Origin of the sequence: Agromyces sp. H17E-10, from assembly GCF_022919715.1 — a bacterium.
Classification (GTDB): Bacteria; Actinomycetota; Actinomycetes; order Actinomycetales; family Microbacteriaceae; genus Agromyces.
Genome location: NZ_CP095042.1, coordinates 3,249,861 through 3,274,616, shown reverse-complemented (window position 1 = coordinate 3,274,616; position 24,756 = coordinate 3,249,861). Strand labels below are relative to the sequence as shown.

Annotated in this window: 23 protein-coding genes and 1 tRNA gene; 6 read left to right on the top strand and 18 right to left on the bottom strand. The window is 71.9% G+C overall.

All coding sequences use genetic code 11. The features are described 5' to 3' along the window. The first annotated feature begins 31 nt into the window (after nucleotides 1-31). Nucleotides 32-958, top strand: a complete 927-nt coding sequence (locus MUN74_RS14865) for a Ppx/GppA phosphatase family protein (RefSeq protein ID WP_244853211.1) — start codon at nucleotides 32-34, stop codon at nucleotides 956-958. Nucleotides 959-1,064: 106 nt separating this feature from the next. Here the strand turns inward: MUN74_RS14865 and MUN74_RS14860 are convergent, their stop codons facing one another. The 8 genes from MUN74_RS14860 to hisS all read right to left on the bottom strand — a co-directional run bounded on the left by MUN74_RS14860 (nucleotide 1,065) and on the right by hisS (nucleotide 8,752). After that, the gene (locus MUN74_RS14860) at nucleotides 1,065-1,454 is read right to left on the bottom strand and encodes an SHOCT domain-containing protein (protein ID WP_244853210.1); all 390 of its coding nucleotides are present in this window, start codon (nucleotides 1,452-1,454) and stop codon (nucleotides 1,065-1,067) included. A gap of 272 nt (nucleotides 1,455-1,726) precedes the next feature. After that, nucleotides 1,727-1,800 (bottom strand) — tRNA-Leu (locus tag MUN74_RS14855). A 72-nt stretch (nucleotides 1,801-1,872) separates the two neighbouring features. Beyond that, nucleotides 1,873-3,282: an NAD(P)/FAD-dependent oxidoreductase gene (locus MUN74_RS14850; RefSeq protein WP_244853209.1), complete on the bottom strand. Its 1,410-nt coding sequence runs from the start codon at nucleotides 3,280-3,282 to the stop codon at nucleotides 1,873-1,875. A 48-nt stretch (nucleotides 3,283-3,330) separates the two neighbouring features. Next, nucleotides 3,331-4,617 carry a S8 family serine peptidase gene (locus MUN74_RS14845; protein ID WP_244853208.1) on the bottom strand — a complete coding sequence of 429 codons (1,287 nt, stop codon included), beginning with the start codon at nucleotides 4,615-4,617 and terminating at the stop codon, nucleotides 3,331-3,333. Beyond that, nucleotides 4,614-5,135 (bottom strand): DUF501 domain-containing protein, encoded by a 522-nt coding sequence (locus MUN74_RS14840; RefSeq protein WP_244853207.1) that lies wholly within the window; start codon nucleotides 5,133-5,135, stop codon nucleotides 4,614-4,616. Before MUN74_RS14840 ends, MUN74_RS14845 begins: the two co-directional genes overlap by 4 nt. Further along, nucleotides 5,132-5,962 (bottom strand): septum formation initiator family protein, encoded by an 831-nt coding sequence (locus MUN74_RS14835; protein ID WP_244853206.1) that lies wholly within the window; start codon nucleotides 5,960-5,962, stop codon nucleotides 5,132-5,134. Before MUN74_RS14835 ends, MUN74_RS14840 begins: the two co-directional genes overlap by 4 nt. Before the next feature lie 76 nt (nucleotides 5,963-6,038). Beyond that, a complete protein-coding gene (gene eno, locus MUN74_RS14830; protein WP_244853205.1) occupies nucleotides 6,039-7,319 on the bottom strand; it encodes a phosphopyruvate hydratase in 1,281 nt (426 codons plus the stop codon). A gap of 164 nt (nucleotides 7,320-7,483) precedes the next feature. After that, complete coding sequence (gene hisS, locus MUN74_RS14825) at nucleotides 7,484-8,752, bottom strand: histidine--tRNA ligase (protein ID WP_244853204.1); 1,269 nt, start codon at nucleotides 8,750-8,752, stop codon at nucleotides 7,484-7,486. 62 nt (nucleotides 8,753-8,814) lie between these two features. Here hisS and MUN74_RS14820 point away from each other — a divergent pair, with 62 nt between their 5' ends. After that, nucleotides 8,815-9,642 carry an NAD-dependent epimerase/dehydratase family protein gene (locus MUN74_RS14820; RefSeq protein WP_244853203.1) on the top strand — a complete coding sequence of 276 codons (828 nt, stop codon included), beginning with the start codon at nucleotides 8,815-8,817 and terminating at the stop codon, nucleotides 9,640-9,642. Nucleotides 9,643-9,663: 21 nt separating this feature from the next. Here the strand turns inward: MUN74_RS14820 and MUN74_RS14815 are convergent, their stop codons facing one another. Together MUN74_RS14815 and MUN74_RS14810 are read right to left on the bottom strand one after the other, a co-directional pair. Beyond that, on the bottom strand, nucleotides 9,664-10,338 hold the full coding sequence (locus MUN74_RS14815) for a nucleoside triphosphate pyrophosphohydrolase (RefSeq protein ID WP_244853202.1): 675 nt from the start codon (nucleotides 10,336-10,338) through the stop codon (nucleotides 9,664-9,666). A gap of 46 nt (nucleotides 10,339-10,384) precedes the next feature. Beyond that, entirely contained in the window at nucleotides 10,385-11,065 is a 681-nt protein-coding gene (locus MUN74_RS14810) for a LysE family translocator (RefSeq protein ID WP_244853201.1), read from the bottom strand. Nucleotides 11,066-11,205: 140 nt separating this feature from the next. On the opposite strand from MUN74_RS14810, the gene MUN74_RS14805 reads away from it, so the two are divergent. Continuing rightward, a complete protein-coding gene (locus tag MUN74_RS14805; RefSeq protein ID WP_244853200.1) occupies nucleotides 11,206-12,414 on the top strand; it encodes a Na+/H+ antiporter NhaA in 1,209 nt (402 codons plus the stop codon). 33 nt (nucleotides 12,415-12,447) lie between these two features. On the opposite strand, the gene MUN74_RS14800 is transcribed toward MUN74_RS14805, so the two are convergent. The 3 genes from MUN74_RS14800 to mfd form a co-directional block, all read right to left on the bottom strand. Then, nucleotides 12,448-13,560 carry a DUF5808 domain-containing protein gene (locus tag MUN74_RS14800; RefSeq protein ID WP_244853199.1) on the bottom strand — a complete coding sequence of 371 codons (1,113 nt, stop codon included), beginning with the start codon at nucleotides 13,558-13,560 and terminating at the stop codon, nucleotides 12,448-12,450. Further along, a complete protein-coding gene (locus tag MUN74_RS14795) occupies nucleotides 13,557-14,090 on the bottom strand; it encodes a GntR family transcriptional regulator (RefSeq protein ID WP_244853198.1) in 534 nt (177 codons plus the stop codon). The genes MUN74_RS14800 and MUN74_RS14795 overlap by 4 nt, the downstream gene beginning before the upstream one ends. Before the next feature lie 175 nt (nucleotides 14,091-14,265). After that, a complete protein-coding gene (mfd, locus tag MUN74_RS14790) occupies nucleotides 14,266-17,901 on the bottom strand; it encodes a transcription-repair coupling factor (protein WP_244853197.1) in 3,636 nt (1,211 codons plus the stop codon). A 78-nt stretch (nucleotides 17,902-17,979) separates the two neighbouring features. On the opposite strand from mfd, the gene MUN74_RS14785 reads away from it, so the two are divergent. Next, on the top strand, nucleotides 17,980-18,693 hold the full coding sequence (locus MUN74_RS14785; protein WP_244853196.1) for an RNase H family protein: 714 nt from the start codon (nucleotides 17,980-17,982) through the stop codon (nucleotides 18,691-18,693). A gap of 10 nt (nucleotides 18,694-18,703) precedes the next feature. Here MUN74_RS14785 and pth read toward each other — a convergent pair whose 3' ends face one another. The 4 genes from pth to MUN74_RS14765 all read right to left on the bottom strand — a co-directional run bounded on the left by pth (nucleotide 18,704) and on the right by MUN74_RS14765 (nucleotide 21,435). Continuing rightward, complete coding sequence (gene pth, locus MUN74_RS14780; protein ID WP_244853195.1) at nucleotides 18,704-19,285, bottom strand: aminoacyl-tRNA hydrolase; 582 nt, start codon at nucleotides 19,283-19,285, stop codon at nucleotides 18,704-18,706. A 96-nt stretch (nucleotides 19,286-19,381) separates the two neighbouring features. Beyond that, a complete protein-coding gene (locus MUN74_RS14775) occupies nucleotides 19,382-20,143 on the bottom strand; it encodes a hypothetical protein (protein WP_244853194.1) in 762 nt (253 codons plus the stop codon). Further along, nucleotides 20,140-20,718, bottom strand: a complete 579-nt coding sequence (locus MUN74_RS14770; protein ID WP_244853193.1) for a DUF6114 domain-containing protein — start codon at nucleotides 20,716-20,718, stop codon at nucleotides 20,140-20,142. Before MUN74_RS14770 ends, MUN74_RS14775 begins: the two co-directional genes overlap by 4 nt. A gap of 123 nt (nucleotides 20,719-20,841) precedes the next feature. Further along, nucleotides 20,842-21,435, bottom strand: coding sequence for a DUF6230 family protein (locus MUN74_RS14765; protein ID WP_244853192.1), 594 nt, complete (start codon nucleotides 21,433-21,435; stop codon nucleotides 20,842-20,844). A 179-nt stretch (nucleotides 21,436-21,614) separates the two neighbouring features. Between MUN74_RS14765 and MUN74_RS14760 the strand changes: the two genes are divergently transcribed. Continuing rightward, nucleotides 21,615-22,253 carry a TetR/AcrR family transcriptional regulator gene (locus tag MUN74_RS14760; protein WP_244853191.1) on the top strand — a complete coding sequence of 213 codons (639 nt, stop codon included), beginning with the start codon at nucleotides 21,615-21,617 and terminating at the stop codon, nucleotides 22,251-22,253. Nucleotides 22,254-22,344: 91 nt separating this feature from the next. On the opposite strand, the gene MUN74_RS14755 is transcribed toward MUN74_RS14760, so the two are convergent. After that, nucleotides 22,345-22,974, bottom strand: coding sequence for a 50S ribosomal protein L25/general stress protein Ctc (locus MUN74_RS14755; protein ID WP_244853190.1), 630 nt, complete (start codon nucleotides 22,972-22,974; stop codon nucleotides 22,345-22,347). Nucleotides 22,975-23,342: 368 nt separating this feature from the next. Here MUN74_RS14755 and gndA point away from each other — a divergent pair, with 368 nt between their 5' ends. Further along, a complete protein-coding gene (gene gndA / locus MUN74_RS14750) occupies nucleotides 23,343-24,755 on the top strand; it encodes an NADP-dependent phosphogluconate dehydrogenase (RefSeq protein ID WP_244856470.1) in 1,413 nt (470 codons plus the stop codon). Nucleotide 24,756 lies beyond the last annotated feature (1 nt).

Below are 24,756 nucleotides of genomic sequence, written 5' to 3'. Positions count from 1 at the left end.
GATCGCCACGTGGGGGCGCTACGCTCGCAACATGCGCCTCGGGGTTCTCGACGTCGGTTCCAACACCGTGCACCTGCTCGTGGTCGACGCGCACCCCGGTGCGCGCCCGATACCGACAGCCTCGCACAAGTCGGTGCTGCGCCTCATGCGCTACCTCGAGCCCGACGGGGCGATCAGTCGAGAGGGCGTCGCCGCGATCCTCTCGTCGGTCGGCGAGGCCGCGAAGGTCGCACGCGAAGCCGGTATCGACGAGCTGCTCGCGTTCGCGACCTCCGCCATCCGGGAGGCGGCGAACGGCGAGCACGTGCTCGACCTCGTCGAGCGCGAGACGGGCGTGCGCCTGTCGGTGCTGAGCGGCGACGACGAGGCGCGCCTGACCTTCCTGGCCGTGCGCCGGTGGTTCGGTTGGTCAGCGGGGCGCATCCTGCTCTTCGACATCGGCGGCGGATCGCTGGAGATCGCCCAGGGCGGCGATGAGGTTCCCGAGGTCGCCCGCTCGCTGCCGCTCGGGGCGGGCCGCTCGACGATCGCCTTCCTGCCCGACGACCCGCCCTCGAGCGAGCAGGTCGACCGGTTGCGCGAGCACGCGCGCGCCGTGCTCGCCACGGCCGTGGCCGACTTCGGGGGCCTCGACTCCCCCGACCACGTCGTCGGTTCGTCGAAGACGATCCGGTCGCTCGCGCGTCTCGCCGGCTGGACCGAGGACGGCGTCGGCTCCGACGAACGCAGCATCCTGCGCCGCAAGGGCCTCGACGACTGGATACCCCGGCTCGCGCGCATCCCCGCCGACGCCCGCCCGGCGCTGCCGGGCATCACGGCCGATCGCACCTTCCAGATCGTGGCGGGCGCGGTCGTGCTCTCGGAGGCGATGCGCGCCTTCGACGTCTCCGAGCTGGATGTCTCGCCGTGGGCGCTCCGTGAGGGACTGATCCTGCGCCGCCTCGACCTCATGGAGTGACGCCGGCAGCCCGTCACCACGGGCACGCCGACGCCCGACACGCGGAACGGCGGCGGTCGCGCACCCCCATGCGCGACCGCCGCCGGTCCGATCGTCCTGCTCGGTTCTAGCTCGCGAGCGCCTTCGCCTTCAGCTGGTCGTACTCGGCCTGCGAGATCGCACCCGAGTCGAGCAGGCCCTTGGCCTTCTCGATGTCGGCAGCCGCCGAGCTGCCACCGGTGCCGGCGACGCTCTTGATGTAGGCGTTGGCCTGCGCCTGCGCGTCGACCTGGTCCTGCATACGGCGCTCGGCCATCGACTTGCCGCGGGCGATCAGGTAGATGAACGCCGCCAGGAATGGCAGGAACACCAGGAAGATCAGCCACAGCGCCTTCGCCCACCCGTTGAGGGTGCGGTCACGGAAGATGTCGATGATGACCGTGATGAAGATCCAGATGCACGCGAACATGACGTAGATCCAGAAGAGCCAGACGAAGAATTCCCAGATGTTGTCCACAGGCGTGTCCCTTTCGTCACTCGGCGTGACCTTCGCGCACGAGGATGCCTCGACGGTACTGCCGCGCCGGATGGTCGCGCATCATTCAATTCGCGTGACGCTGCGCGGCCGTGAGACACCGCCTGCCCGCCCGGTGCCCCCACTGGGATTCGAACCCAGACTTGCGCTTGGGCCTGAGACACAGCGCCGCCTGCCCGCCCCGGTGCCCCCACTGGGATTCGAACCCAGACTTGCGCTTGGGCCTGAGACACAGCGCCGCCTGCCCGCCCCGGTGCCCCCACTGGGATTCGAACCCAGACTTGAGCGGGTTTAAGCCGCCTGCCTCTGCCGGTTGGGCTATGGGGGCCTGCGCGGATACGCCGACGCGGCGCCGCCCACGAGGGGCGACGCCGCGTCACAGCATAGTCAGACCGGCCGGCTACTTGGCGGCGACGGGCTCCTTGGTCGACTTCGCGGCCTTCGGCTTCGACTCGGCAGCGGGAGCCGGCGCTTCGGCGGCCGGCGGCTTCGGCCGAGCGGCGAAGAGCTCGAACTGGGCGCGCGGCTGCTGCAGGGCCGAGAGCGACACGATGTCGCGGCCGAGCCAGAAGTTGTTCCACCAGCCCCAGAACACGCGGAACTTGCGCTCCCAGCTGGGCATGGCCAGACCGTGGTAGCCACGGTGGGCGAACCAGGCGAGCAGGCCCTTGATGGCGAGCTTGCCCGACTGGAACACACCCGAGCCGATGCCGAGACCGGCAACCGCACCGAGGTTCTTGTGCACGTAGTTCTTGGGCTCCTCGCCGCGGAGGACTGCGACGATGTTCTTCGCCAGCAGCTTGCCCTGGCGCACGGCGTGCTGCGCGTTCGGCACGCAGTAGCCGCCGACGCCGCCGCCCGTGAGGTCGGGCACGGCCGAGATGTCGCCGGCCGCCCAGGCGTCGGCCACGATCTCGTCGTCGTCCTCGCCGCCGACGCGGAGGTCGGCGCGGGTCTTGATGCGGCCGCGCTCCTCGACGGGCAGGTCGCTCGAGCGCACGATGGCGGGGTTCGCCATGACGCCGGCCGTCCACACGATGAGGTCGGACTCGAAGCTCTCACCGGTCGACAGCTCGATCCGGCCGTCGACGGCGCTCGTGAGCTGGGTGTCGAGGTGGATCTCGGCGCCGCGCTGGGCGAGGTGCTTGATGACCCAGTGGCTCGTGGGCAGCGAGACCTCGGGCATGATGCGGCCCATCGCCTCGATGAGGTGGAAGTGGGTCTCGTCGAACGTGAGCTGCGGGTAGTACTCGAGCAGCGCGCTCGCGAACGAGCGGAGCTCGGCGAACACCTCGATGCCGGCGAAGCCGCCGCCGACGACCACGAAGGTGAGCAGGCGCTCGCGCTCGGGGCCGGGAGGCAGGTTCGAGGCCTTGTCGAAGTTCGTGAGCACGCGGTCGCGGATCGCGACGGCCTCTTCGACGGTCTTCAGGCCGATCGCGTTGTCGGCGATGCCGGGGATCGGGAAGGTGCGCGAGACGGCGCCGCCCGTGACCACGACGACGTCGTACTCGAACTCCCACGGCTCACCGAGCTCGGGGGTGATGGTCGCGGTCTTCGACGCGTGGTCGATCTTCGTGACCTTCGCGGTGACGACGTTCGTCTTCTTGAGGTGACGACGGTGCGAGGTGACCGAGTGGCGCGGCTCGATCGAGCCCGCGGCGACCTCGGGCAGGAAGGGCTGATACGTCATGTAGGGCAGCGGGTCGACGACCGTCACCTCGGCCTCGCCGGCGCGAAGCCACTTCTCGAGCTTCCACGCCGTGTAGAACCCCGCATAGCCACCGCCGACGATGAGAATCTTGGGCACGGTGAATGGACTCCTCAGTATCTGGTAGATGCGATGCGGTGCGCGCGATCAGTGGTCGCGCGTGCGAACCGTTCGCCTGGTATGCCGAATGGCGCCGATGCCCAACAGCGCTGCTAGCGTACCAAATCCTGCGACCAGCGAGAGCGGCACGGTGATGTAGGCCATCGTCCACGGGGTCGGCAGCATCGTCGCGGTGCCCTCGTCGGCCGGCGGCGGCGGGTCGGCGATCGGCACGATCTCCTGCTCGGTCGCCTCGGGCGTCGGCGTCGACGACGTCGCGCGGCGGTGGATCGTGATCCACTCACCGAGGCTGCCGAGCGGATTCGCGTCGACCGCCTCGACGTCGGCCTCGAGCGCCGTGACCGGGTCGATGAGCCCGTAGCCGTAGAGCGGGCTCGGCACCTCGTGACCGTTCGGGTCGGCGGTCTGGATGACGCGGTTGATGACGTTCGCCGCGTCGAGATCGGGGTATTCGGCCCGCACGAGGGCGACGAGTCCGGAGACGAGGGGCGCTGCGCCGCTCGTACCGCTCCAGATCGCGACGCGGCCGTCGGGGCGCACGCCGACGAGGTCCTCGCTCGGGGCCGCGACCCCGAGCGTGATGCCCTGCGAGCTCGCGTCGAGGCTCGCGTTCTTCTCCTTGTCGACGCCCGCGACCGCGAGCACGCCGGGGATCGTCGCCGGGGCGCCGACCTCGGTCGTGCCGCTCCCGCGGTTGCCGGCTGCCGCGACGACCACGACGTCGTGGTCGAACGCGTAGGTGAACGCGTCGTCCCAGCTCTCGGGCCAGTCGCGGGTGTTGCGGGTGAGCGACATGTTGATGACGTCGGCGCCGTTGTCGACCGCCCACTTGACGCCCTCGGCGATCTGCTCGTCGTTCGACTTCGCGGCGCCCGTGTCCTGGCCGAACGCCACCGACACCGTGAGCAGGTCGGCCTCGGGCGCGACGCCGATCACGCCGTTGCCCTCGCCGGTGCCGCGCCCGGCCAGGAGCGAGGCGACCATCGTGCCGTGCGCGCTCTCGTCGGGGTCGCCGACGGGGGTCTGCCCGTCGGGGCTGCCCAGCCCCGAGACATCCGTGCCGCCCTTGACGACGCCGCGGAGCTCGGTGACGTTGCCGTTCACGCCGGTGTCGATGATCGCGACGGTGACGCCCTTGCCCTGCGTCGTCGACCAGGCGGTCGTGAACCCGTAGTCGCCGAGCCAGTACTCGTAGTCGCGCACCGTGTCGGCGCGGGCGGGCGCCGCACCGCCGAGCACCACGACGGCGGCCGCGACGACGGCGACCGCCGTCTTCACGGCGGCCGCACGCGCGGCTCGGCTCCGACGGGTCATTCCTCGTCGACTCCGTAGTCGGGGCACTTGCAGACGTCGGGTGACCAGCTCGAACGGGCGAGCGCGAGGTCGCCGATCGGGTTGGCCCCGGGCCCGGCGGCGAGCGCGTGGGCCGAGAGCGCGTGCAGGCACTTCACGCGAGTGGGCATGCCGCCCGCGGAGATGCCGGCGATCTCGGCGACCTCGCCGAACTGCTCGCGGTCGGCGAGGTAGTCGCGGTGCGCCTGCTCGTAACCGGCGCGGATCTCGGCGTCGCTCGCGAGCAGTTCGCTGAACTCGACCATGAGCTGACCCGCCTCGAGGAACGACATCGCAGCCGTCGCGGCCGGGTGCGAGAGGTAGTAGAAGGTCGGGAACGGCGTGCCGTCGGCGAGGCGCGGGGCGGTCGCGACGACCGTGGGGTTGCCGCAGATGCAGCGCGCGGCGATGCCGACGACGTTGCGTGCGGGGCGGCCGAGCTGCGCGGAGACGACGCGGAGGTCGCGTTCGGTGACGGGTTCGAATGGCGGGCGGGTCACTGTGCGGCTCCCGTCGCAGGGGTTTCGGTGGGTGCGGGCGTCGTGGGTGCATCGGTCGCCGGCGCGTCGGCGGCTCCGGCCTCGGGCGCGAGCCCCGCGGTCATCACGGAGTCGAGCAGCGTGCGCATCCAGTCGCCCTTCGATTCGGTCACTTCGGCCGAGACGGCCGTCGTCTCGTCGGTCTTCGCGGCCGCGTCGCGGTCGTCGATGACGAGGTAGCTCACCTCGCCCGGCATCACGTAGTAGAGCCGCTCCCGTGCTTGGGTCACGATGAACGTCTCGTCGTTCCAGCGCTCGCGCTCATCGCGGAGCCGCTGCACCTCCTCCTCCTGCGCGGAGACGGCGGCCTTGAGCTCTGCGAGCTGCGCTCGCTGCTGGGCGAACGCGGCGATCGTCGGTGCGAGCACCACGACCGCCAGCACGAGTATGCCCAACATGATCAGCGAGAATCCTGAGAATCGGATGCCGCTGAGCCAGCCCGCACGGGTGGCGGGCGTCGTGCCCGTGCGGGACGCCGATTGCGAGGCTCGGGTGCGCTTCGGGCGCGACGAGGTTGCCGGCCGCTGGGAGGCGGCAGCCCGGCCGGTCGGCTTGGCCGTCGACGCCGTGTCGGTCGACTTGGCCTTCGAGGCCTTCGCGCCGGAGGCCTTCGCTCCGGAGGCCTTCGCTCCGGAGGCCTCCGGCGCAGCCGACGTCGAGCCGGAGGACTTCGCGGGCTTCGCCGGCGACGCCGGCCCCGTGGCATCCCGCTTCGCACTCGACCGCGGCACGCGGGAGCCGGCCGGATTCGCCGGCCTGCGCGGGGTGCGGGAGGACTCGCCGTTCATCGTCCTCCTCATGACGGCCCGGAAGACGGCGACGGGGCGGCCACCCGGCCGCCCCCGTCGCGATGTCGCTACGCGATCACGCCGTGAAGCGCGGGAACGCCGTGCGGCCGGCGTACACCGCGGCCTCACCGAGCTCTTCTTCGATCCTCAGAAGCTGATTGTACTTCGCGACGCGCTCGCTCCTCGCGGGCGCGCCCGTCTTGATCTGACCCGCGTTCGTCGCGACGGCGAGGTCGGCGATCGTCGTGTCCTCGGTCTCGCCGGAGCGGTGCGAGAGCACGGCGGTGTAGCCCGAGCGCTGCGCGAGCGACACGGCGTCGAGGGTCTCGGTCAGCGTGCCGATCTGGTTGACCTTCACGAGGATCGAGTTGCCCGCGTGCTTGCCGATGCCGTCGGCGAGGCGCTTCGGGTTGGTGACGAACAGGTCGTCGCCGACGAGCTGCAGCTTGCCGCCGAGCTCGGCCGTGAGGGCGGTCCAGCCCTCCCAGTCGTCCTCGGCCAGCGGGTCCTCGATCGATACGAGGGGGTAGGCGGCGGCGAGCTCGGCGTAGTACGCGCTCATCTCGGCCGACGTGCGGTCCTTGCCCTCGAAACGGTAGGCGCCGTTCTCGAAGAACTCGGTCGACGCGACGTCGAGGCCGAGCGCGATGTCGGTGCCGAGCGTGAAGCCCGCCTTGCCGATCGCCTCCGAGATGAAGTCGAGCGCGTCGCGGTTCGACGCGAAGTCGGGGGCGAAACCGCCCTCGTCGCCGAGGCCGGTCGAGAGGCCCTTCGCCTTCAGCAGGCCCTTGAGCGCGTGGTAGGTCTCGACGCCCCAGCGGAGGCCCTCGGAGAAGGTCGGCGCGCCGACCGGGAGGATCATGAACTCCTGGATGTCGACGCCGGTGTCGGCGTGCGCACCGCCGTTGATGATGTTCATCATCGGCACGGGCAGCACGTGCGCGTTCGGGCCGCCGAGGTAGCGGAAGAGCGGCAGGTCGGCCGAGTCGGCGGCCGCCTTCGCGACCGCGAGGCTCACGCCGAGGATGGCGTTCGCGCCGAGGCGGCTCTTGTTGTCGGTGCCGTCGGCCTCGATGAGGGCGGCGTCGACGAGGCGCTGGTCGCTCGCGTCGAGGTCTTCGATGGCCGGGCCGAGCTCGTCGAGCACGGCGTCGACGGCCTTCTGCACGCCCTTGCCGAGGTAGCGGTCGTTGTCGCCGTCGCGCAGCTCGTACGCCTCGAACGCACCGGTCGACGCACCCGAAGGCACCGCCGCACGGGCGAGCGTGCCGTCGTCGAGCAGCACCTCGACCTCGACGGTCGGGTTGCCGCGCGAATCGAGAATCTCGCGCGCACCTACAGCTTCGATGAATGCCACAGTTGGCTCCTCTGTGATGGGGGTGTGACTGGTGGACGACGCCGTCGTGATCCGCTCCCGAGTCTAGAGGCCGAGGATCTCTCGCGCTCGCCCTGTGACGCCGGGCGCCCGGTGCCCGGCGATGTTGGCGCGATCCATGCGCAGCTTGGCGCCGGGCGGCGCTGCTATGCGCCGAGCGTGCGGAACTCGAGCGAGGCGGCGTCGGTGGTCGCGGCCGTGACCGTCGCGAACTCCTCGAAGCCGTCGGCGGTCACGCGGTCGAGCAGGGCGCGCAGGTTCTTCACGCGACGCTCGAGCCGCACGCGTGCCCCCGACGCGACGAGCTCACCCTTGACGGCGAGGAGGCGGTCGGCCGGGACATCCGCGTCGTGGACGAGCACGACCGCACGCGGCCGGTCGTCGCGGCGGATCTCGAGCAGGTCGACGATGCGCTCGAAGCCGATCGAGAATCCGCAGGCCGGCACCTCCTGCCCGAGGAAGCGCCCGATCATGTGGTCGTACCGCCCGCCGCCGCCGAGCGAGTAGCCGAACTCGGGGTGCGCGATCTCGAAGATCGTGCCCGTGTAGTAGCCCATGCCGCGCACGAGCGTCGGGTCGAACTCGATCGCCGCGTCGGGCATCGCGTCGCGCAGCGCGAGCAGCTCGGCGTAGGCCGCCCCGTCGAGCCACGCGGGCGGCGGTACGACGCCGTCGGCGAGGTGCCAGTCGGCGGTCGCGAGCCCCTCGAGCGCGGTCGCGACGTCGACGTCGGCCGCGACGGCGCCGGTCTCGACGAGCTCGGCCGCCACTCCCCCGGTGCCGATCTTGTCGAGCTTGTCGATCGTGATGAGCGCGCGCTCGCGCAGGTCGTCGGGCACGCCCCACGAAGCGAGGATGCCCGCCAGGATGCGCCGGTCGTTGATGCGGATCGTGCAGCCCGCGAGCCCGAGCGCGTCGAGCGTCGCGACGGTCGCGGTCAGCAGCTCGAGCTCCGCGAGCGGGGTCGCGTCGCCGATGACGTCGATGTCGCACTGCACGAACTGGCGGTAGCGACCCTTCTGCGGGCGCTCGGCACGCCAGACCGGCGCGATCTGGATCGAGCGGAACACGGGCGGCAGCGCCGCACGGTTCGTCGCGTAGAACCGGGCGAGCGGCACCGTCAGGTCGTAGCGCAGGCCGAGGTCGGCCAGGGCCAGGGCGTCGCCGGATGCCGCGGCCGCGGCCAGGTCGTCGCCCGTGAGTCCGCGCTTCATGACGGCGAACGCGAGCTTCTCGTTGTCGCCGCCGAGGCCGGCGTGCAGTCGCGACGAGTCCTCCATGACCGGGGTCTCGATCTCGTCGAAACCGTGCGCCGCATAGACGCCGCGGATCACGCCGAGGGCGTGCTCGCGTCGGGCCTTCTCGGCGGGGAGGAAGTCGCGCATGCCGCGCGGGGGCGTGACGTTCTGGGCCATGCGTGCCATTCTTCCAGTTGCGCGGGCCGCCTCCGTGCCGGACTCGTTCGACGGGAGACGCGATGCCAGACCTGACGCCCGACGCCGCCCAGCGGCCGCCCGCGCCGTTCGCCGGCCGACGCATCCTCGTCGTCGGCGCCACGGGCGTGCTCGGCGCCCCCGTGGTGCGCGCGCTCGTCGCCGCCGGCCGCACCGTCTTCGGCACGAGCCGTCGGGTCGAGCGATTCGACGACATCGAACGTGCGGGCGCGACCGGGGTCCGGCTCGACGTGCTCGACCCCGCGTCGATCGAGCGGGCACTCGCCGTGGCACGACCCGACGCGATCGTCTTCGTCGCGACCGACCTCGCCGGCCTCGACTACGCCGCGAACGCGCGGCTCCGGCTCGAGGGGGCACCGGCGCTCGTCGCGGCCGCCCGCGCGGCGGGCGTCGAGCGGTTCGTCGCCGAGAGCATCGCGTGGGCGCCCGACGACGAGCCGGTCGCCGCACTCGAGCGCGCCGTCACCGCGCACCCGCACGGCGTCGTGCTGCGATTCGGCCTGCTCTACGGGCCCGGCACCTGGTACGCGGCCGACGGCGCCTTCACGGCCCTCGCGGGCGAGGGGCGCGTCGACGCGATCGCCGAGACGACGAACTGGCTGCACGTCGAGGACGCGGTCTCGGCGACGGTCGCCGCGCTCGACTGGCCGGCCGGCATCGTCGACGTCGTCGACGACGAACCGGCCGAACTCGACGACTGGGCCGGGGTGCTCGCCCGGCGCGCGGGGTTCGACGACCGTCCCGCGGTGAGCGCTCGCGGCCCCGGCCGGGTGGCGGATGCGGCGACCGCGAAGTCGCTCGGCTGGCGGCCGTCGCACTCGTCGTGGCGCGACGGGCTCGGGCTGGGCTGAGGACCGCTCACGCCGAAGGACTCAGGAGGCCGCGGCCGCCTCGGCGCGCCGGACCTCGGCCTCGAAGTCGCGCACGGCACCGCGCAGGGCGCGCTCCGCGTCGAGCCCCTGCTCGCGCGCCGAGGCGGCGAGCCCGAACAGCAGGCGCCCCAGTTCGTCCTCCGTCGCGGGCGCGACGGGCGCCGGCCCCGGGGCATCCGCGATCACGGCGGCGGTGACGCCCGCCTTCTCGGCCTTGCCGAGCACCTTGCGCGCGAGGGCGAGCGCCGGCATGCCGCGCGGCACCCCGTCGAGCACGCTCGTGCGATGCGGCTTCTCATCGGCCTTCAGGTCCTCCCAGAAGGCGACGACGTCGTCGGCCGTCTCGGCCTCGCGGTCGCCGAAGACGTGGGGATGCCGCGACACCATCTTCGCCGTCATGTGACGTGCGACGTCGTCGATGTCGAACCGCTCGCCCTCGGTGTGCGCGGCGATGTCGGCGTGGAAGAGCACCTGGTAGAGCACGTCGCCGAGCTCCTCGATCATCTCGGCGCGGTCGCCCGCCTCGATCGCGTCGATGAGCTCCCAGCTCTCCTCGACGAGGTACTGCACGAGCGACTCGTGCGTCTGGTCGGCGTCCCACGGGCAGCCGCCGGGCGCGCGCAGCAGGGCGACGGTGGCGATGAGTTCGTCGAGACCGGGGTGCGCTTGGCTCATACCGGCAGCCTAGGCGGCGCCTCGGCGCTCGTGGGCGTCGCCCGCGTCAGTGCACGAGCGCGAGCAGCAGGCCCACGCCGATGAAGAGCACGCCGAACACGCTGTTCACGATGCGCTGCCCGCGCACCGAGCGGGTGAACCGCCGCATGCCGTGCGCGGCGACGGCGAAGAACCCCCACATGACGATCACGTCGACCACGACGACGGTCGCCCCGACGATCAGGTACTGCGGCAGCAGCGGCTCGTTCGGGCGGATGAACTGCGGCAGGAACGCGAGGAAGAACACGATCGCCTTGGGGTTCAGCAGGTTCACCCAGAGCCCCCTCCGGAACATCGACCACCGCGACTCGGAGGCCGCGGCGGAGGCCTCGCCCGCAGCATCCGTCGCATCGGGCTCGTCGCCGCCGTCGTCGTCGCTGCCTGCCGGCACCGGCGGCGGCGTGGGCTTCGCGATCAGCTGACGGATGCCGAGGTAGACGAGGTAGGCCGCGCCCGCGTAGCGGATCACCTCGAACAGCACGGGCGAGCTTGCGACGAGCACCCCCACCCCGAGCGCGACGATCACGATGTGCACGACGAGCGCGGCCTGCTGGCCGAGGATGCCCCAGATCGACCGACGGAAGCCGACGTTGAGGGAGTTGCCCATCGTGTTGATCGCTCCGGCGCCCGGCGTGAAACTGATCACGAAACAGGCGGCGAGGAGGGTCGCCCAGAGCGAGACGGACATCGCACCAGCCTAAGCGGCGGGCGCGCGGCGTGACGCCGGTGCGGCGACCGTCCGGCCCGGGCAGCGCCTCGATAGGATCGACGCGGAGAGCCGGGAAGTCTGGTCGGCAGCACACGTACGTCGTACCCCGAAGGATCCGCATGAACCTCCTCCGCTCCGAACGCTGGGCCGCCGGCCTGCTGCTCGCCGCCGCCGCACTCGGCCTCGTCATCGCGAACACGGCCATCGGCCCGTCGCTGCTCGCGGCGCAGTCGGCGCACCTCGAGCTGCCGTGGCTCGGCCTCGACCTGTCGGTCGGCCACTGGATCAGCGACGGCCTGCTCGCGATCTTCTTCTTCATCGTCGCCGTCGAGCTCAAGCGCGAACTCGTGATCGGCGAGCTCAACTCGCTGTCGAAGGCCCTGCTGCCCGCGATCGCCGCGGTCGGCGGCGTCATCGTGCCGGCGCTCGTCTACGTCGCGTTCACCGCCGGCACGGCGACGGTGGACGGCTGGCCGATCCCGACCGCGACCGACATCGCGTTCGCGCTCGGCGTGCTCGCGGTCTTCGGCCGGTGGATCCCGACGCGCGTGCGGGTGTTCCTGCTCGCGCTCGCGGTGCTCGACGACCTCATCGCGATCCTCATCATCGCGTTCTTCTTCACGAGCGACGCCGACCTCGCCGCGCTCGGGTTCGCGGGCATCGCGATCGCCCTGTTCGGGGCGGTCAGCCGGCTCATGAAGCCACGTTCGCCGTACATCCTCGCGCGTCGGCCGCAGTGGCCGATCATGCTCCTGCTCACGGTGCTCGGCGTCGTGGCCTGGTACTTCGTCTACCGGTCGGGCGTGCATGCCACGATCGCGGGCGTCGCGCTCGGCCTCGTGATGAGCCGGCGTCCAGGCGGCCGTGCCGCGCACGCGCTCGAGCCGTGGTCGAACGGCATCGTCCTGCCGCTCTTCGCGCTGTCGGCGGCGATGGTGCCGGTGCCGCAGGTGCAACCGAGCCAGCTCGACCCGGCGTTCTGGGGCATCCTCGTCGCCCTGCCCGTCGGCAAGCTCGTCGGCATCGCGCTCGCGGGCGGGCTCGGCGGACTCGTCGCGCGACGACGCGACACGGGCACACCGCTCACGCTCGCCGACCTGCTCGTCGTCGGCGCGCTCGGCGGCGTCGGGTTCACGGTGTCGCTGCTCATGAACGAACTCGCGTTCGAGGGTCTGCCCGAGGTCGCCGACGAGGGCACCCTCGCGGTGCTGCTCGGGTCGGGCATCGCGATCGTCGTCTCCGCGATCGCGGTCTCGCTGCGGTCGGCGAGGTACCGGCGTCAGGGCGCGCGGTCGGGCGTCGGTGGTGGCGGCACCTTCGCCCACTGAATCGAGCGGGATGCCGCGCCCCGCGCCGACCGATCAGGCGAGCGCGAGCGGCACGACGAGCGCCGCGACGACGAGCGCCAGCAGCACGACGACGGCGATGACGCCGGCCGGGTGACCGAGGTTGACCGTCCAGCCGACCCCGAACCGCTTCTGCACCATGAACGACGGGTCGTCGGCGTTCACGTAGACCATGCCGGCCTTCCAGTGGCGGTCGTCGTCGGGGGCGTCCGCAGCTGCGGCATTCGCGTCGCCCGTCGACCCGCCGGCGCCCGCACCGCGGACCGCGCGTGCGTACCGCCACAGGAAGATCACGATGACGAGCAGCAGCACGACGACGAGCGCGATCGTGCCGCCCGCGGCGACGGCGGGCGAGACGTCGTCGCTCCACGAGAGCAGTGACGTCCACGCGAAGATCGCCGTGATGCCGAGCATGAGCCGGCCGAGCATGCTGCACGTGAGGCTGCGCACCGCGAAGGCGCGGGCGGCGTTCGTCGCCCGGTCGTCGGCGGCGAGCCCGCGCACGGGCGAGATGCGCACGAGGAACGAGAGTGCGTAGAGCCCGACGACGGTGGCGCCGCCGATGAGCAGGGGCCCGAAGACCGACCAGATGCTCTTCTCGGCATATGCGTCGGCGACGCCGGCGGCGTTCCAGTGCACGGGCAGCGGATCGGGCACCCGGTCGTAGCCCGCGATGCCGATCGCGCTCACGACGCCGAGCAGGGCGAGCGATACGGCGAACCACCCCGTCGGCGGGCGCGGGACTTCGGCGGGCGCCGAGTCGGCGACGATGCGCACCGCGACGTCGTCGTACCAACCCTGGTCTCGCTTGGCGCGCTGGATCGCGGTTCGCGGCACGAGGTACGCGACGACCGAGACGACGAGGAAGAGCAGCACCGACGCGAGGAGCGCGATCGACGGCTCCACCGGTGCGACGGCCACGAGCACGACGATCGCGGCGACCCAACCGACGACGACGATCACCCGGTAGCGGCGCACGGCGGCACGCACGACCGGTTCGTCGACGCGCGAGCGCGGCACGCTCACGCCGAGCGGCAGCGTCGGCCGCACGAGCGCGGGCATGACGAGCATGCTCACCGCGATGAGCGAGACGAGGACGGCCCCGAGCAGGATCGAGAACAGGGTCATGTGCGGTCTTCCTCCGTCGATTCGGTCGTTTCGGGCACGGGCCCGCGTGCGCGATCACTCGCCGCGCGGTTCGGCGCACGGCCGCCCGATGGGTCGTGGGCTTCTCGGTCGGGATGCTCCGGCCGGGGCATCCCGTTCGTCGACCGCGCTGCGGCGAAGCGCGCGAGCTGCACGTCGACGGTCGCCGCGATCGCGTCGGCCGGCACGCCCTGGGCGACGGCCTCCGCGAGGAGGGTGCGCAGCCGCCCCTGCCACTCGGGCAGGAAGGCCTCGGTCGGCGGGCCCGTCTCGGGTCCGCGCGCGACGACCGATCCGGACCGCCGGTTCGTGCGCACGAGGCCCTCGCCGCGCAGCAGCTCGTAGCCGCGACTCACCGTCGCGACGTTGATGCCGAAGTCGACGGCCAGCTGGCGCACCGACGCGAGCGGGTCGCCCGGTTGCAGGTCGCCAGCGGCGATGCCCTCGACCACGCGGTCGCGCAGCTGCTGCGACAGCGGCACCTCGGATTCGGGATCGATCTCGAGTTGCATGCCGACCTCCTTCTGTCTCATCTGTACTAGATGATACCGTACAGATGCGACAGGCTTCGCCCGCGAGCGATCCGCCACGAACTCGGCGATCGCCACCGGTTCGGATGGATGGGCCAAAGGCCGACCGAAACAGTGGCGATCGCCGAAGTGGTGGCGCGCGCCCGGCGCGCGGAGCTCAGGCCGCGGCGGGCGCGGGCTCGAAGATGTTCGCGATGAGCCGCGACACCCACTCGATGAGGTCGGCGTCGCCGGGCGGCTCGCCGCCGGGCGTCGGCCAGGGCACGAGGATCACGTCGTTCTGCGCGAAGTGCTTCGCGCCCGGATACATGCGCTCGAGCCGCACCCGGCGCGAGTCGGGGATCTGCGCGGGCCCGATGCGCAGCTTCGAGCCCGTCGCGATGACCTCGCCGAGTCCCGCGAGCTGCGCCTGGCGGCGCAACCGCGAGACGGCGACGAGGTGTTCGACCGACTCGGGCGGGGCGCCGTAGCGGTCGACGAGCTCCTCGAGCACCTGGTCGATCTGACCGTCCTTCGAAGCCGGTCCGCTCGCGGCCGAGAGCTTCTGGTAGGCCTCGAGGCGCAGCCGCTCGCTGTCGACGTACTCGTCGGGGATGTGCGCGTCGACCGGGAGTTCGAGCCTGAGCTCGGTCTGCCCCTCGGCGACGTCGCCGCGGAACGTCGACACCGCCTCGCCGATCATGCGCAGGTAGAGGTCGAATCCGACGCCCGCGATGTGCCCGGCCTGCTCGGCGCCGAGCAGGTTGCCCGCGCCGCGGATCTCGAGGTCTTTCAGGGCGACCTGCATGCCGCTGCCGAGCTCGTTGTTGGCCGCGATCGTCGAGAGCCGGTCGTGCGCCGTCTCGGAGAGCGGCTTCGCCGGGTCGTAGAGGAAGTACGCGTACGCGCGCTCGCGGCCACGGCCGACGCGGCCGCGCAGCTGGTGCAGCTGCGACAGCCCGTACTTGTCGGCGCGGTCGATGATGATCGTGTTGGCGTTCGAGATGTCGAGGCCGGTCTCGATGATCGTCGTCGAGACGAGCACGTCGAACTTGCGCTCCCAGAAGTCGCTCACGATCTGGTCGAGCGAGTGCTCGTTGAGCTGGCCGTGGGCGACGGCGATGCGCGCCTCGGGCACCAGTTCGGCGAGCTGTGCCGCGACGCGGTTGATCGACGAGACCCGGTTGTGCACGAAGAACACCTGGCCCTCGCGCAGCATCTCGCGGCGGATCGCGGCGGCGACCTGCTGCTCGGAGTACGGCCCCACGAACGTGAGGATCGGGTGCCGGTCTTCGGGCGGGGTCGCGAGCGTCGACATCTCGCGGATGCCCGTGACCGCCATCTCGAGCGACCGCGGGATGGGCGTCGCGCTCATCGCGAGGATGTCGACGTTCGTCTTGAGCTTCTTCAGCGCGTCCTTGTGCTCGACGCCGAACCGCTGCTCCTCGTCGATGATCATGAGGCCGAGGTCTTTGAAGCGCACCTTCTCGGTGAGGATGCGGTGCGTGCCGATGACCATGTCGACCGTGCCGTCGGCGAGGCCCGCGATCGTGTCGCGCGCCTCCTTGTCGGTCTGGAACCGGCTGAGCGCCCGCACGTGCACGGGGAATCCCGCATACCGTTCGTTGAACGTCTCGAGATGCTGCTTGACGAGCAGGGTCGTCGGCACGAGCATCGCGACCTGCTTGCCCTCTTGGATCGCCTTGAACGCGGCCCGCACCGCGACCTCGGTCTTGCCGAAGCCGACGTCGCCCGCGAGCAGCCGGTCCATGGGGATCGGCCGCTCCATGTCGGCCTTCACCTCGTCGATCGTCTGCAGCTGGTCGTGCGTCTCGGCGAACGGGAACGCCTCCTCGAGTTCGTGCTGCCACGGGGTGTCGGGGCCGAACGCGTGCCCCTTCGCCGCCATACGCGCCGAGTAGAGCTTCACGAGCTCGACGGCGATGTCGCGCACGGCCTTTCGCGCCTTCGACTTGGCCTGCGACCAGTCGCTGCCGCCCATCTTCGAGAGCGACGGCGCCTCGCCGCCGACGTAGCGCGAGAGCAGGTCGAGCTGGTCCATCGGCACGAACAGCCGGTCGCCCGCCTGCCCGCGCTTCGACGACGCGTACTCGAGCACGAGGTACTCGCGCACGGTCGTCGGCTGCCCCGCGATGCCCGCGGTACGGCTCGGACCCTTCGGCCGGGTGCCCGTCGCGACCTCGCGCTGCACGAGCTCGATGAATTTGCCGATGCCGTGCGTCGAGTGCACGACGTAGTCGCCGGGCTTCAGCTGCAGCGGGTCGACGACGTTGCGGCGGCGGGTCGCGAGCTTCTTGCCGGCGCGCGCGTCGTAGCCGGCCGACCGGCCGTAGAACTCGGCTTCGGCGATGAGGCCCAGCTTCGCCTCGGGCACCTCGAAGCCGCGGGATGCCTCGGCCTGCACGAGGTACGCGACGCCGGCGTCGAGCGCGGCGGGCACCTCGTCGACGATGCGCCCGGCGAGCCCCGCGTCGGCGAGCACGTCGAGCGCGCGCTCGACGAGCCCCTGGCCGGCGGAGGCGACGACGAGCGACCAGCCCTCGCGCAGCCGTTCGGCGACGTGGTCGACCGCGCCGGCGACGTTGCCCTGGAAGCTCGGCATCGCGTTCGCGGCGAGCCGCACGTACGAGGCGTCCAGTTCGAGGTCTTCGGCCGCGTCGCCCGCGTCGAACGGCGAGAGGGTCCACCAGACCCGGCCCGGGTCGGCCTCGCCGGGCGCGCTGAACAGGGTCGCCTCGCGCAGCTGCGCGACGGTCAGGAAGTCGCCCGCGTCGAGGTCGATCGGTGCGCCCGCGCCGACGGTCGCGGCGCTCCACGCGGCGGCGAGGAACTCGCGGTTCGTCTCGGCGAGGCTCACGGCACGCCCCGCGACGCGTTCGGGCGCGATGACGGCGACGGCCGCCTCGCGCGGCAGGTAGTGCGCGATCGGCACGAGTCGTTCGGTGAGCGCGGGGGCGAGCGACTCCATGCCCTCGACGGGGATGCCCTCGGCGATCTTCTCGAGCATCGCCGACAGGCTCGGGAACTCGTGCACCATCTCGCGGGCCCGCTGGCGCACCGCCGGCGTGAGCAGCAGCTCTCGGCTCGGCGCGAGGCGCACGCGCTCGACCGGCTCGGGCAGCGACCGCTGGTCGGCGACCGAGAACGCGCGGAGCTCCTCGACCTCGTCGCCGAAGAACTCGACCCGCACGGGGTGATCGGCCGTCGGCGGGAAGACGTCGAGGATGCCGCCGCGCACCGCGAACTCGCCGCGACGCGACACCATGTCGACGCGGGCGTACGCGAGGTCGACGAGGCGCAGTGCGATCTGCGAGAGGTCGTGGCCGCGCCCGCCCTCGACGAGCTCGATGGGCTCGAGCGCGGCGAGGTTGTCGGCGATCGGCTGCAGCGCCGCGCGCACCGAGGCGACGACGACGAGGGGATGCCGCGCCCCGGGCTGCTCGGCCCATTCGTGCAGGCGACGGAGGGCGTGCAGGCGTCGCCCGACCGTCTCGGCGCTCGGCGACAGGCGCTCGTGCGGCAGCGTCTCCCACGCGGGGAACTCGAGGAGTTCGGCGTCGGGGAGGTACGGGGCGAGCGAGGCGCGCAGCGCCTCGCCCTCGCGGCTCGTGGCCGTGACGACGAGCATCGCGGGCGCGAGCCCGGCGGCGGCGCGGCGTTCGAGGAGCGCCGCGAGCAGCGGCGCATCGAGACCCGAGGGCGCCGAGAAGTCGGCGTTGCGCTGTGCCTCGGCGAGGGCGCGATCGATCGTGGAGGCGCGCGAAAGCGCCGTGTTCAGACCCTTGAGGCTCACCGGAGAAGTCTATTCCGCGCCGCCGACACGTCGGCGCGGGCCGATACGATTGCCCCGGCTCGACGGAAGGACCACCGCATGATCATCGCCGCCGCAGACGGCTCGGCCCTCGGCAACCCCGGCCCGGCGGGCTGGGCCTGGTACGTCGCCGACGACTGCTGGGCGGCCGGCGGGTGGAAGCACAGCACCAACAACGTCGGCGAGCTGACCGCGGTGCTCGAGCTGTTCCGCGCGACGGCGCACCTCGACGACGAGCTGCTCGTGCAGTGCGACAGCCAGTACGTCATCAACTCGGTGACGAAGTGGATGCCGGGCTGGAAGCGCAAGGGCTGGCGCAAGGCCGACGGCAAGCCCGTCATGAACCTCGAGATCCTGCAGGAGCTCGACGCCGCCCTCGTCGGGCGCCGCTACCGATTCGAGTGGGTCAAGGGCCACGTCGGGCACCCCATGAACGAGGCCGCCGACGAGCGCGCCCGGGCCGCAGCCGAATCCTTCCGCAGCGGGCTTCCGGTGCCGAGCGGCCCCGGCTGGTCGGGTGCCTGCATCGGCGAACCGGATGCCGCGGCCCCCGCGACCGCTGGGCCCGAACCCGCGGCATCCGCAGCGGCACCCGAGCCGAGCGCGCACGACGACCGCTCCCCCGCCGACGCGACGTTCTTCGACTTCGACGACCCGACGGCCGACTGGCTCACGATGTCGCTCGATCTCACGGTCGACGAGCACACGCGTCTCCTCGAGCGTGCGCGCGCGGCGGGCCAGAGCCCCGAGGAGTTCCTGCGCGGCCTGATCTAGCCCGACGCGCTCAGCTCGGCGAGTGGAACCGCTGCTGCGCGGCGAGCAGCCCGTCGTCGGCGACCGCCTCGACCGCGTCCGCGGCATCCGAGATCAGGTTCGGCAGCGACTGGCGCTCGGTGCCCGAGAAGTCCTTGAGCACGAAGTCGGCCGGGTCCTGCCGACCGGGCGGGCGGCCGATGCCGACCCGCACGCGGATGAAGTCGGGCCCCTGCGACTTCGCGATGTCGCGCAGTCCGTTGTGCCCGCCGTGGCCGCCGCCCTGCTTGAGCTTCACGGTGTCGAACGGCAGGTCGAGCTCGTCGTGCACGACGATGATGCGCTCGGGCGGCACGCCGTAGAACTTCACGAGCGCCGACACGGGCCCGCCCGACGTGTTCATGTACGAGTTCGGCTTCGCGACGACGAGCTTCGGGCCGCCGGGGCGCACGAAGCCCTCGGCGACGCGCGAGGGCGTCTTGTGGCTCTTGAAGGTCGCGCTGAGGCGCGAGGCGAGCTCGTCGGCGACCATCTGGCCGACGTTGTGCCGGTTGCCGGCGTACTGCGCGCCGGGGTTGCCGAGTCCGACGACGAGCCAGGTGTTCTCGGCCATGCCGTCGTCCTTCCGCGCGCGTGCCCGCCTGAACCACGCCATTCGTGCTCCGCTCGGGTCAACCGGGCCGCTCCGGCCCGCAACGAGCGTACCCGTTCAGAACGTGGCCTGATGCGAGTCGTCGTACACGATCGAGTCGGCGACCATGCCGCGCAGCGGCAGCGTGAGACGGGTCAGCCCGGCGAGCTCGTCGGCCGTCGGCGTCGTCAGTGTGTCGATGAGCCGCTTGGTGCCGTCCTCGAGGATGCCGGTGATCGAGGGGGTGTACACGACGACGTTCCCGTCGACCGTGAGCGTCGTCGCGGTGTTGCGGAGGCCGCCGTCGCCCGCGGGCACGTCGAGCCGGAAGCCGTCGATCACGATGCGGTCGGCCTTCAGCCGGATGGCGCGCTCGGTCGATCCGTCGGCGAGCCGCACCGACACGATCGCGAGGCCCGAGAGCCCTTCGATCGCGAGGGTGTCGCCCGACAGGGTCGCGGGGTCGCCCGTGAACACCGGCGCGCCCTCGTCGAGCGGCGCGAGCACGGGCGTCTTCGGGGCGGCCGGCTTCGGCGCCGGGGATGCCTCGGGCTCCGCGTCGGGCTCACCCGAGTCGGGCGTGGCCGGCGCATCGGTCGGCGCCGGAGTCGGCGTCGCCTCGGGATCGGGGGACGCCGTGGGCTCGCCGGTCGGCTCGGGTGTGGCCGGGTCGTCGCAGCCGTCGATGCCGAAGAACTGCTCGAGCGCCGTCGGCTCGCAGCCGTCGGTCGCCTCGGCGCGGACGCCGGGCATCGCCGAGGCGCCCTGCGCGGTGCCCGCGACGAGCAGCAGCGCGAGCGCACCGATCGCGCCCGTGCGCAGGTGACGTGCGCGGCTCATGCGGCGGCCTCCCGGGCGCCCGGGTTGACTTCGATCGCGGCATCCGCGTCGGGTTCGGGCTCGACCTCTGCCGCGCCCGCCGCCACGCCGGCCCCGTCGTCACGGCGTTCGCGACGCGGCGCCCACGAGACGACCATGATGCCGCCGACGCAGCCCAGCAGGAACCCGACGAAGAAGCCGCCGAGGTTCACGGCGACGAGCGAGTAGACCGAGGCGGCGAGCGCGATCACGCCGTAGAAGATGCGGTGCGCGGGCATCGCGACGGCGAGCACGCCGGCGAGCGCGACGACGATCGGCAGGATCGTCGCCTGCATGCCCTCGACCCCGACGTGGATCGTGAGGTTGCCGAGGTCGAGCTGGCTCGAGAGGAACATCGCGGCGCCCGCGAGCACCGTGATGATGCCGCCGATGAGCGGACGCGCGCGATACCAGGCGGCGAATCCGCCCGTCTCGGGCACGTCGGCGGCCTCGGGGAGGCCGATCGCCTCGGTGGGCTCGGGCGCTCCGGACGAATCGGGCGTCTCGGCGTCGGGGGCGACGGCGAGGGCGGTCGGCTGTTCTTCGGTCGCGGGCATCGTGACTCCTTCGTCGTGTGCTGGCGCGCAGGGGCGGTGGCTGGGGTGGGGTCGCGGGGCGGGCGTCGTCGGGCCGCGCCCGCCCCGCGGGTCATCCGGCGTGCGGGCCGGAGGGCCTGGGGCTCAGAAGCATTCCTTGCCGTTGGTGAGCTGGAGGTGCAGGCCGTTGAGGGTGAAGACGCCGGCCTGGGTGCTCCACGCGGTCTGCTTGAGGCCCGCGATCTTGATCGTGTCGGCGTCCTGCGCGAACCCGCCGGCCTCGCCCTTGGCGGGGGTCTTCACCGTCGAGGCGTCCACGCCGATGCGGATGTTGCCGAACGTCGCGTCGCCCTGCAGGTCGGTGAGGCCGATCTGCAGGTCGCTCGCGGTGGCCGGGTTGCCGCCGCCGCCCGCGGAGATGAGCATGCCGAGCTTGCCGAGCGGCGTGTCGGTGACGACCGACTGGCAGAGGTCGGAGAGCGATGCCGTGCCGATGTTCGAGATGGCGACGGGGTGCGGCGTGCCGTTCTTCTCGGCGGCGACGCCCGCGTACTGCGAGAACCCGCTGCCGTCGAGCGACGACGCGGCGATCTTGAACTGGCTGCCCGAGACGGCGAACGAGACCGGCACGGCGCCGTTCGCGACGCCCGCCATGACGAGGCTGGCGGCGACGCCGACGGGAACGGCGGCGATCGCGACCCGGCCGAGGCGTGAGCCCGTGAGTGAGCGGAACTTCATGGATCCTCCTTGATGCGCTGAAGCGGGCGGCGGTGCGCCGCCACGGCGACCCTACGGACACTATTGACTGTTCGTCAATAGTTGTTCACTCGAAGTCAATAACGATCGGGTCACCGCGGCCCCGGCTCGCGGGCGTTGCGGCGCCGGTCGGCGCGGGCCCGCGCCGATAGGCTCGGAGCATGGCCGCCCGCGTCGACGAGAACACCGGATCGCGGCGGGCGCGCCTCTCGCCCGACGAGCGCCGCGCGCAGCTCATCGCGCTCGGCGTCGCCGCCCTCGCCGAGCATCCGCTCGGCGAGCTCAACATCGAGCGCCTCGCGGCTGACGCCGGCGTCTCACGTGCGCTGCTGTTCCACTACTTCGGGTCGCGGCAGGGGTTCCAGCGCGAGCTCGTGAAGACCGCGCGCGACAGCATGCTGCTCGCGACCGAACCCGACGCAGGGCTCGCCCCCCTCCCCCGGCTCACCGACACGCTGCGGCGCACGGTCGGGTTCGTGCGGGCGCACGGCGGCACGTTCTTCTCGCTCGTGCGCGGCCCCGCGAGCGGCGACCCGCAGATCCGGGCCGTGGTCGAACAGGCCCGGGTGCTGCAGACCGAGCGGGTCGTCGTGCTCTTCCGCGAGCTCGGCGTCGAACCGTCGCCGAAGCTGCGCATCGGACTGCGCGGCTGGCTCGCGTTCACCGAGCAGGCGCTCGTCGACGCGGCACTCGCCGACGACCTTCCCGACGACGAGATCGTCGAGCTCCTCGAGCACGCGCTGCGCGGCATCGCGTCGGAGATCGACCCCGAGGCATCCCGGGTGCTGTTCGACGCCTGACGCGGCCGGCACCGGACCCGCGCACGCCCCCGGAGACGACGAGGGCCCGCCCTCGACCAAGCGGTCGGGGACGGGCCCTCCGGGAGCGCGATTACTCGGCGGCAGCCTCTTCGGCGGGTGCCTCGGCAGCAGCCTCGGCCTCGGCCTCGGCGGCCTCCGCCGGCTCCTCGCCCAGGTCGACCTTCTGCGGCGTGTGCACGTTGACGACGAGCGCGTCGCCGTCGGTGAGGAGCGTCGCGCCCTTGGGCAGCTCGACGCTGCTCGCGTGGATCTGCGTGCCCTCTTCGAGGCCCTCGACCGAGACGACGACGCGCTCGGGGATGTGGGTGGCCTCGACCTCGAGCGACAGCGTGTGGTGGTCGAGGTCGGCGACGGTGCCCGCAGCCGACTCGCCCTCGAGGTGCACGGGCACCTCGACCTGGACCTTCTCGCCCTTCTTCACGACGATGAGGTCGAGGTGCTCGATGATCTGGTGCACCGGGTCCTTCTGCACGTCCTTGACGAGCACGAGCTGGCTCTTCGAGCCGATCTGCAGGTCGAGCACGGCGTTCGCCTTGCGGATGAGCAGGCCGACCTGGTGCGCCGGCACGGTGACGTGCTGCGGGTCGGTGCCGTGGCCGTAGATGACCGCGGGGATCTTGCCGGCGGCGCGGATCTTGCGCGCAGCGCCCTTGCCGAAGCTCTCGCGAGCCTCGGCGATGACCTTGTTGTCGTCGTCCATGTTTCTCTCCTTGCGGGGCCGGGCATGTCTCACCCTGGCGGCCCAGATCGTGTGTCTGTTGTTTTCGACTCGAACGCGCGCAACGTGTGCGCAGAGCGTGAGGAAAAGCCGTGGAGCCTGCCCCTACCGCGTCGATCACGGATGCCTCGCCGCCGGCTCTCACCGACCGCCTGGCCTCCCTCGCCGAAGTCCAATCGCCTAGCTTACCAGCAGCATCGCCGGTGACGAGGCATCCCCGTCTCACCGCAACACCGTGCAACCGTGAGGCCCGCTCACAGTACGCTGGAAGCCGACCCCACACCCTTCTCGAGGAGAACTCCGTGCCTGTCACCCCTTCAGCAAACATCGGCGTCGTCGGACTCGCGGTCATGGGGTCGAACCTCGCCCGCAACCTCGCGAGCCGCGAGGGCAACACCGTCGCCGTGTTCAACCGCTCGCCCGAGCGCACCCGCACCCTCGTCTCCGAGCACCCCGAGGCCGAGTTCGTCGCGGCCGAGTCGTACGACGACTTCGTCGCGTCGCTCGCGAAGCCGCGCACCGCGATCATCATGGTGCAGGCGGGCAAGGGCACCGACGCCGTCATCTCCGAGCTCGTCGCGCGCTTCGAGCCGGGCGACATCATCGTCGACGGCGGCAACGCGAACTTCCACGACACGATCCGCCGTGAGGCCGAGATCTCGCCGACCGGCATCCACTTCGTCGGCACCGGCATCTCGGGCGGCGAGGAGGGCGCGCTCAACGGCCCCTCGATCATGCCCGGCGGCACCGCCGAGTCGTACGCGACCCTCGGGCCGATCCTCGCGTCGATCGCCGCCCGCGCGCCCGAGGACGGCGCGCCCTGCGTCACCCATGTCGGCACCGACGGCGCCGGCCACTTCGTGAAGATGGTGCACAACGGCATCGAGTACGCCGACATGCAGCTCATCGCCGAGGCCTACGACCTCATCCGCCAGGGCACCGGCAAGACGCCGGCCGAGATCGCCGACATCTTCGCCGAGTGGAACACGGGTGAGCTCGAGAGCTACCTCATCGAGATCACCGCCGAGGTGCTGCGCCAGGTCGACGCGTCGACCGGCGAGCCGCTCGTCGACGTCATCCTCGACTCGGCGGGCGCCAAGGGCACGGGGGCGTGGACCGTGCAGAACGCCCTCGACCTCGGGGTGCCCACCTCGGGCATCGCCGAGGCGGTCTTCGCACGCAGCCTCTCGTCGCAGCGCGGCCAGCGCGCCGCCGCGACCGACCTGCCCGGCCCGTCGGGCGACTTCACGGTCGCCGACCCCGACGCCTTCATCGAGGACGTGCGCCAGGCGCTCTACGCGTCGAAGATCATCGCCTACTCGCAGGGCTTCGACGAGATCATCGCGGGCGCCGCGCAGTTCGGCTGGGACGTCCAGAAGGGCGACATCGCCCGCATCTGGCGCGCGGGCTGCATCATCCGCGCCCGGTTCCTCAACCGCATCGCCGAGGCGTACGCCGAGAACCCCGAGCTCGTCGCGCTCGTCGTCGCGCCGTACTTCCGCGACGCCGTGACCGGCGCGCAGGAGGCTTGGCGACGCGTCGTCGTCGCCGCCGCGCAGTCGGGCATCCCCGCGCCCGCGTTCAGCTCGTCGCTCGCGTACTACGACGGGCTGCGCGCCGAGCGCCTGCCGGCCGCCCTCGTGCAGGGCCAGCGCGACTTCTTCGGCGCGCACACCTACCAGCGCGTCGACAAGCCGGGCGTCTTCCACACGCTGTGGTCGGGCGACCGTTCCGAGATCGAGACGACGCCCTCGTCCCACTGAT

Excerpts from the sequence above, each read along its gene's own strand:
- MUN74_RS14805 (WP_244853200.1), top strand. The coding sequence starts at position 11,206 with ATGAACCTCCTCCGCTCCGAACGCTGGGCCGCCGGCCTGCTGCTCGCC.
- MUN74_RS14810 (WP_244853201.1), bottom strand. The coding sequence starts at position 11,065 with ATGTCCGTCTCGCTCTGGGCGACCCTCCTCGCCGCCTGTTTCGTGATC.
- MUN74_RS14845 (WP_244853208.1), bottom strand. The coding sequence starts at position 4,617 with ATGACCCGTCGGAGCCGAGCCGCGCGTGCGGCCGCCGTGAAGACGGCG.
- MUN74_RS14820 (WP_244853203.1), top strand. The coding sequence starts at position 8,815 with ATGCCAGACCTGACGCCCGACGCCGCCCAGCGGCCGCCCGCGCCGTTC.
- gndA (WP_244856470.1), top strand. The coding sequence starts at position 23,343 with ATGGGGTCGAACCTCGCCCGCAACCTCGCGAGCCGCGAGGGCAACACC.
- hisS (WP_244853204.1), bottom strand. The coding sequence starts at position 8,752 with ATGGCCCAGAACGTCACGCCCCCGCGCGGCATGCGCGACTTCCTCCCC.
- MUN74_RS14800 (WP_244853199.1), bottom strand. The coding sequence starts at position 13,560 with ATGACCCTGTTCTCGATCCTGCTCGGGGCCGTCCTCGTCTCGCTCATC.
- MUN74_RS14785 (WP_244853196.1), top strand. The coding sequence starts at position 17,980 with ATGATCATCGCCGCCGCAGACGGCTCGGCCCTCGGCAACCCCGGCCCG.
- MUN74_RS14765 (WP_244853192.1), bottom strand. The coding sequence starts at position 21,435 with ATGAAGTTCCGCTCACTCACGGGCTCACGCCTCGGCCGGGTCGCGATC.
- MUN74_RS14815 (WP_244853202.1), bottom strand. The coding sequence starts at position 10,338 with ATGAGCCAAGCGCACCCCGGTCTCGACGAACTCATCGCCACCGTCGCC.
- MUN74_RS14755 (WP_244853190.1), bottom strand. The coding sequence starts at position 22,974 with ATGGACGACGACAACAAGGTCATCGCCGAGGCTCGCGAGAGCTTCGGC.
- MUN74_RS14835 (WP_244853206.1), bottom strand. The coding sequence starts at position 5,962 with ATGAACGGCGAGTCCTCCCGCACCCCGCGCAGGCCGGCGAATCCGGCC.
- pth (WP_244853195.1), bottom strand. The coding sequence starts at position 19,285 with ATGGCCGAGAACACCTGGCTCGTCGTCGGACTCGGCAACCCCGGCGCG.
- MUN74_RS14775 (WP_244853194.1), bottom strand. The coding sequence starts at position 20,143 with ATGAGCCGCGCACGTCACCTGCGCACGGGCGCGATCGGTGCGCTCGCG.
- MUN74_RS14795 (WP_244853198.1), bottom strand. The coding sequence starts at position 14,090 with ATGCAACTCGAGATCGATCCCGAATCCGAGGTGCCGCTGTCGCAGCAG.
- MUN74_RS14760 (WP_244853191.1), top strand. The coding sequence starts at position 21,615 with ATGGCCGCCCGCGTCGACGAGAACACCGGATCGCGGCGGGCGCGCCTC.
- MUN74_RS14770 (WP_244853193.1), bottom strand. The coding sequence starts at position 20,718 with ATGCCCGCGACCGAAGAACAGCCGACCGCCCTCGCCGTCGCCCCCGAC.
- MUN74_RS14865 (WP_244853211.1), top strand. The coding sequence starts at position 32 with ATGCGCCTCGGGGTTCTCGACGTCGGTTCCAACACCGTGCACCTGCTC.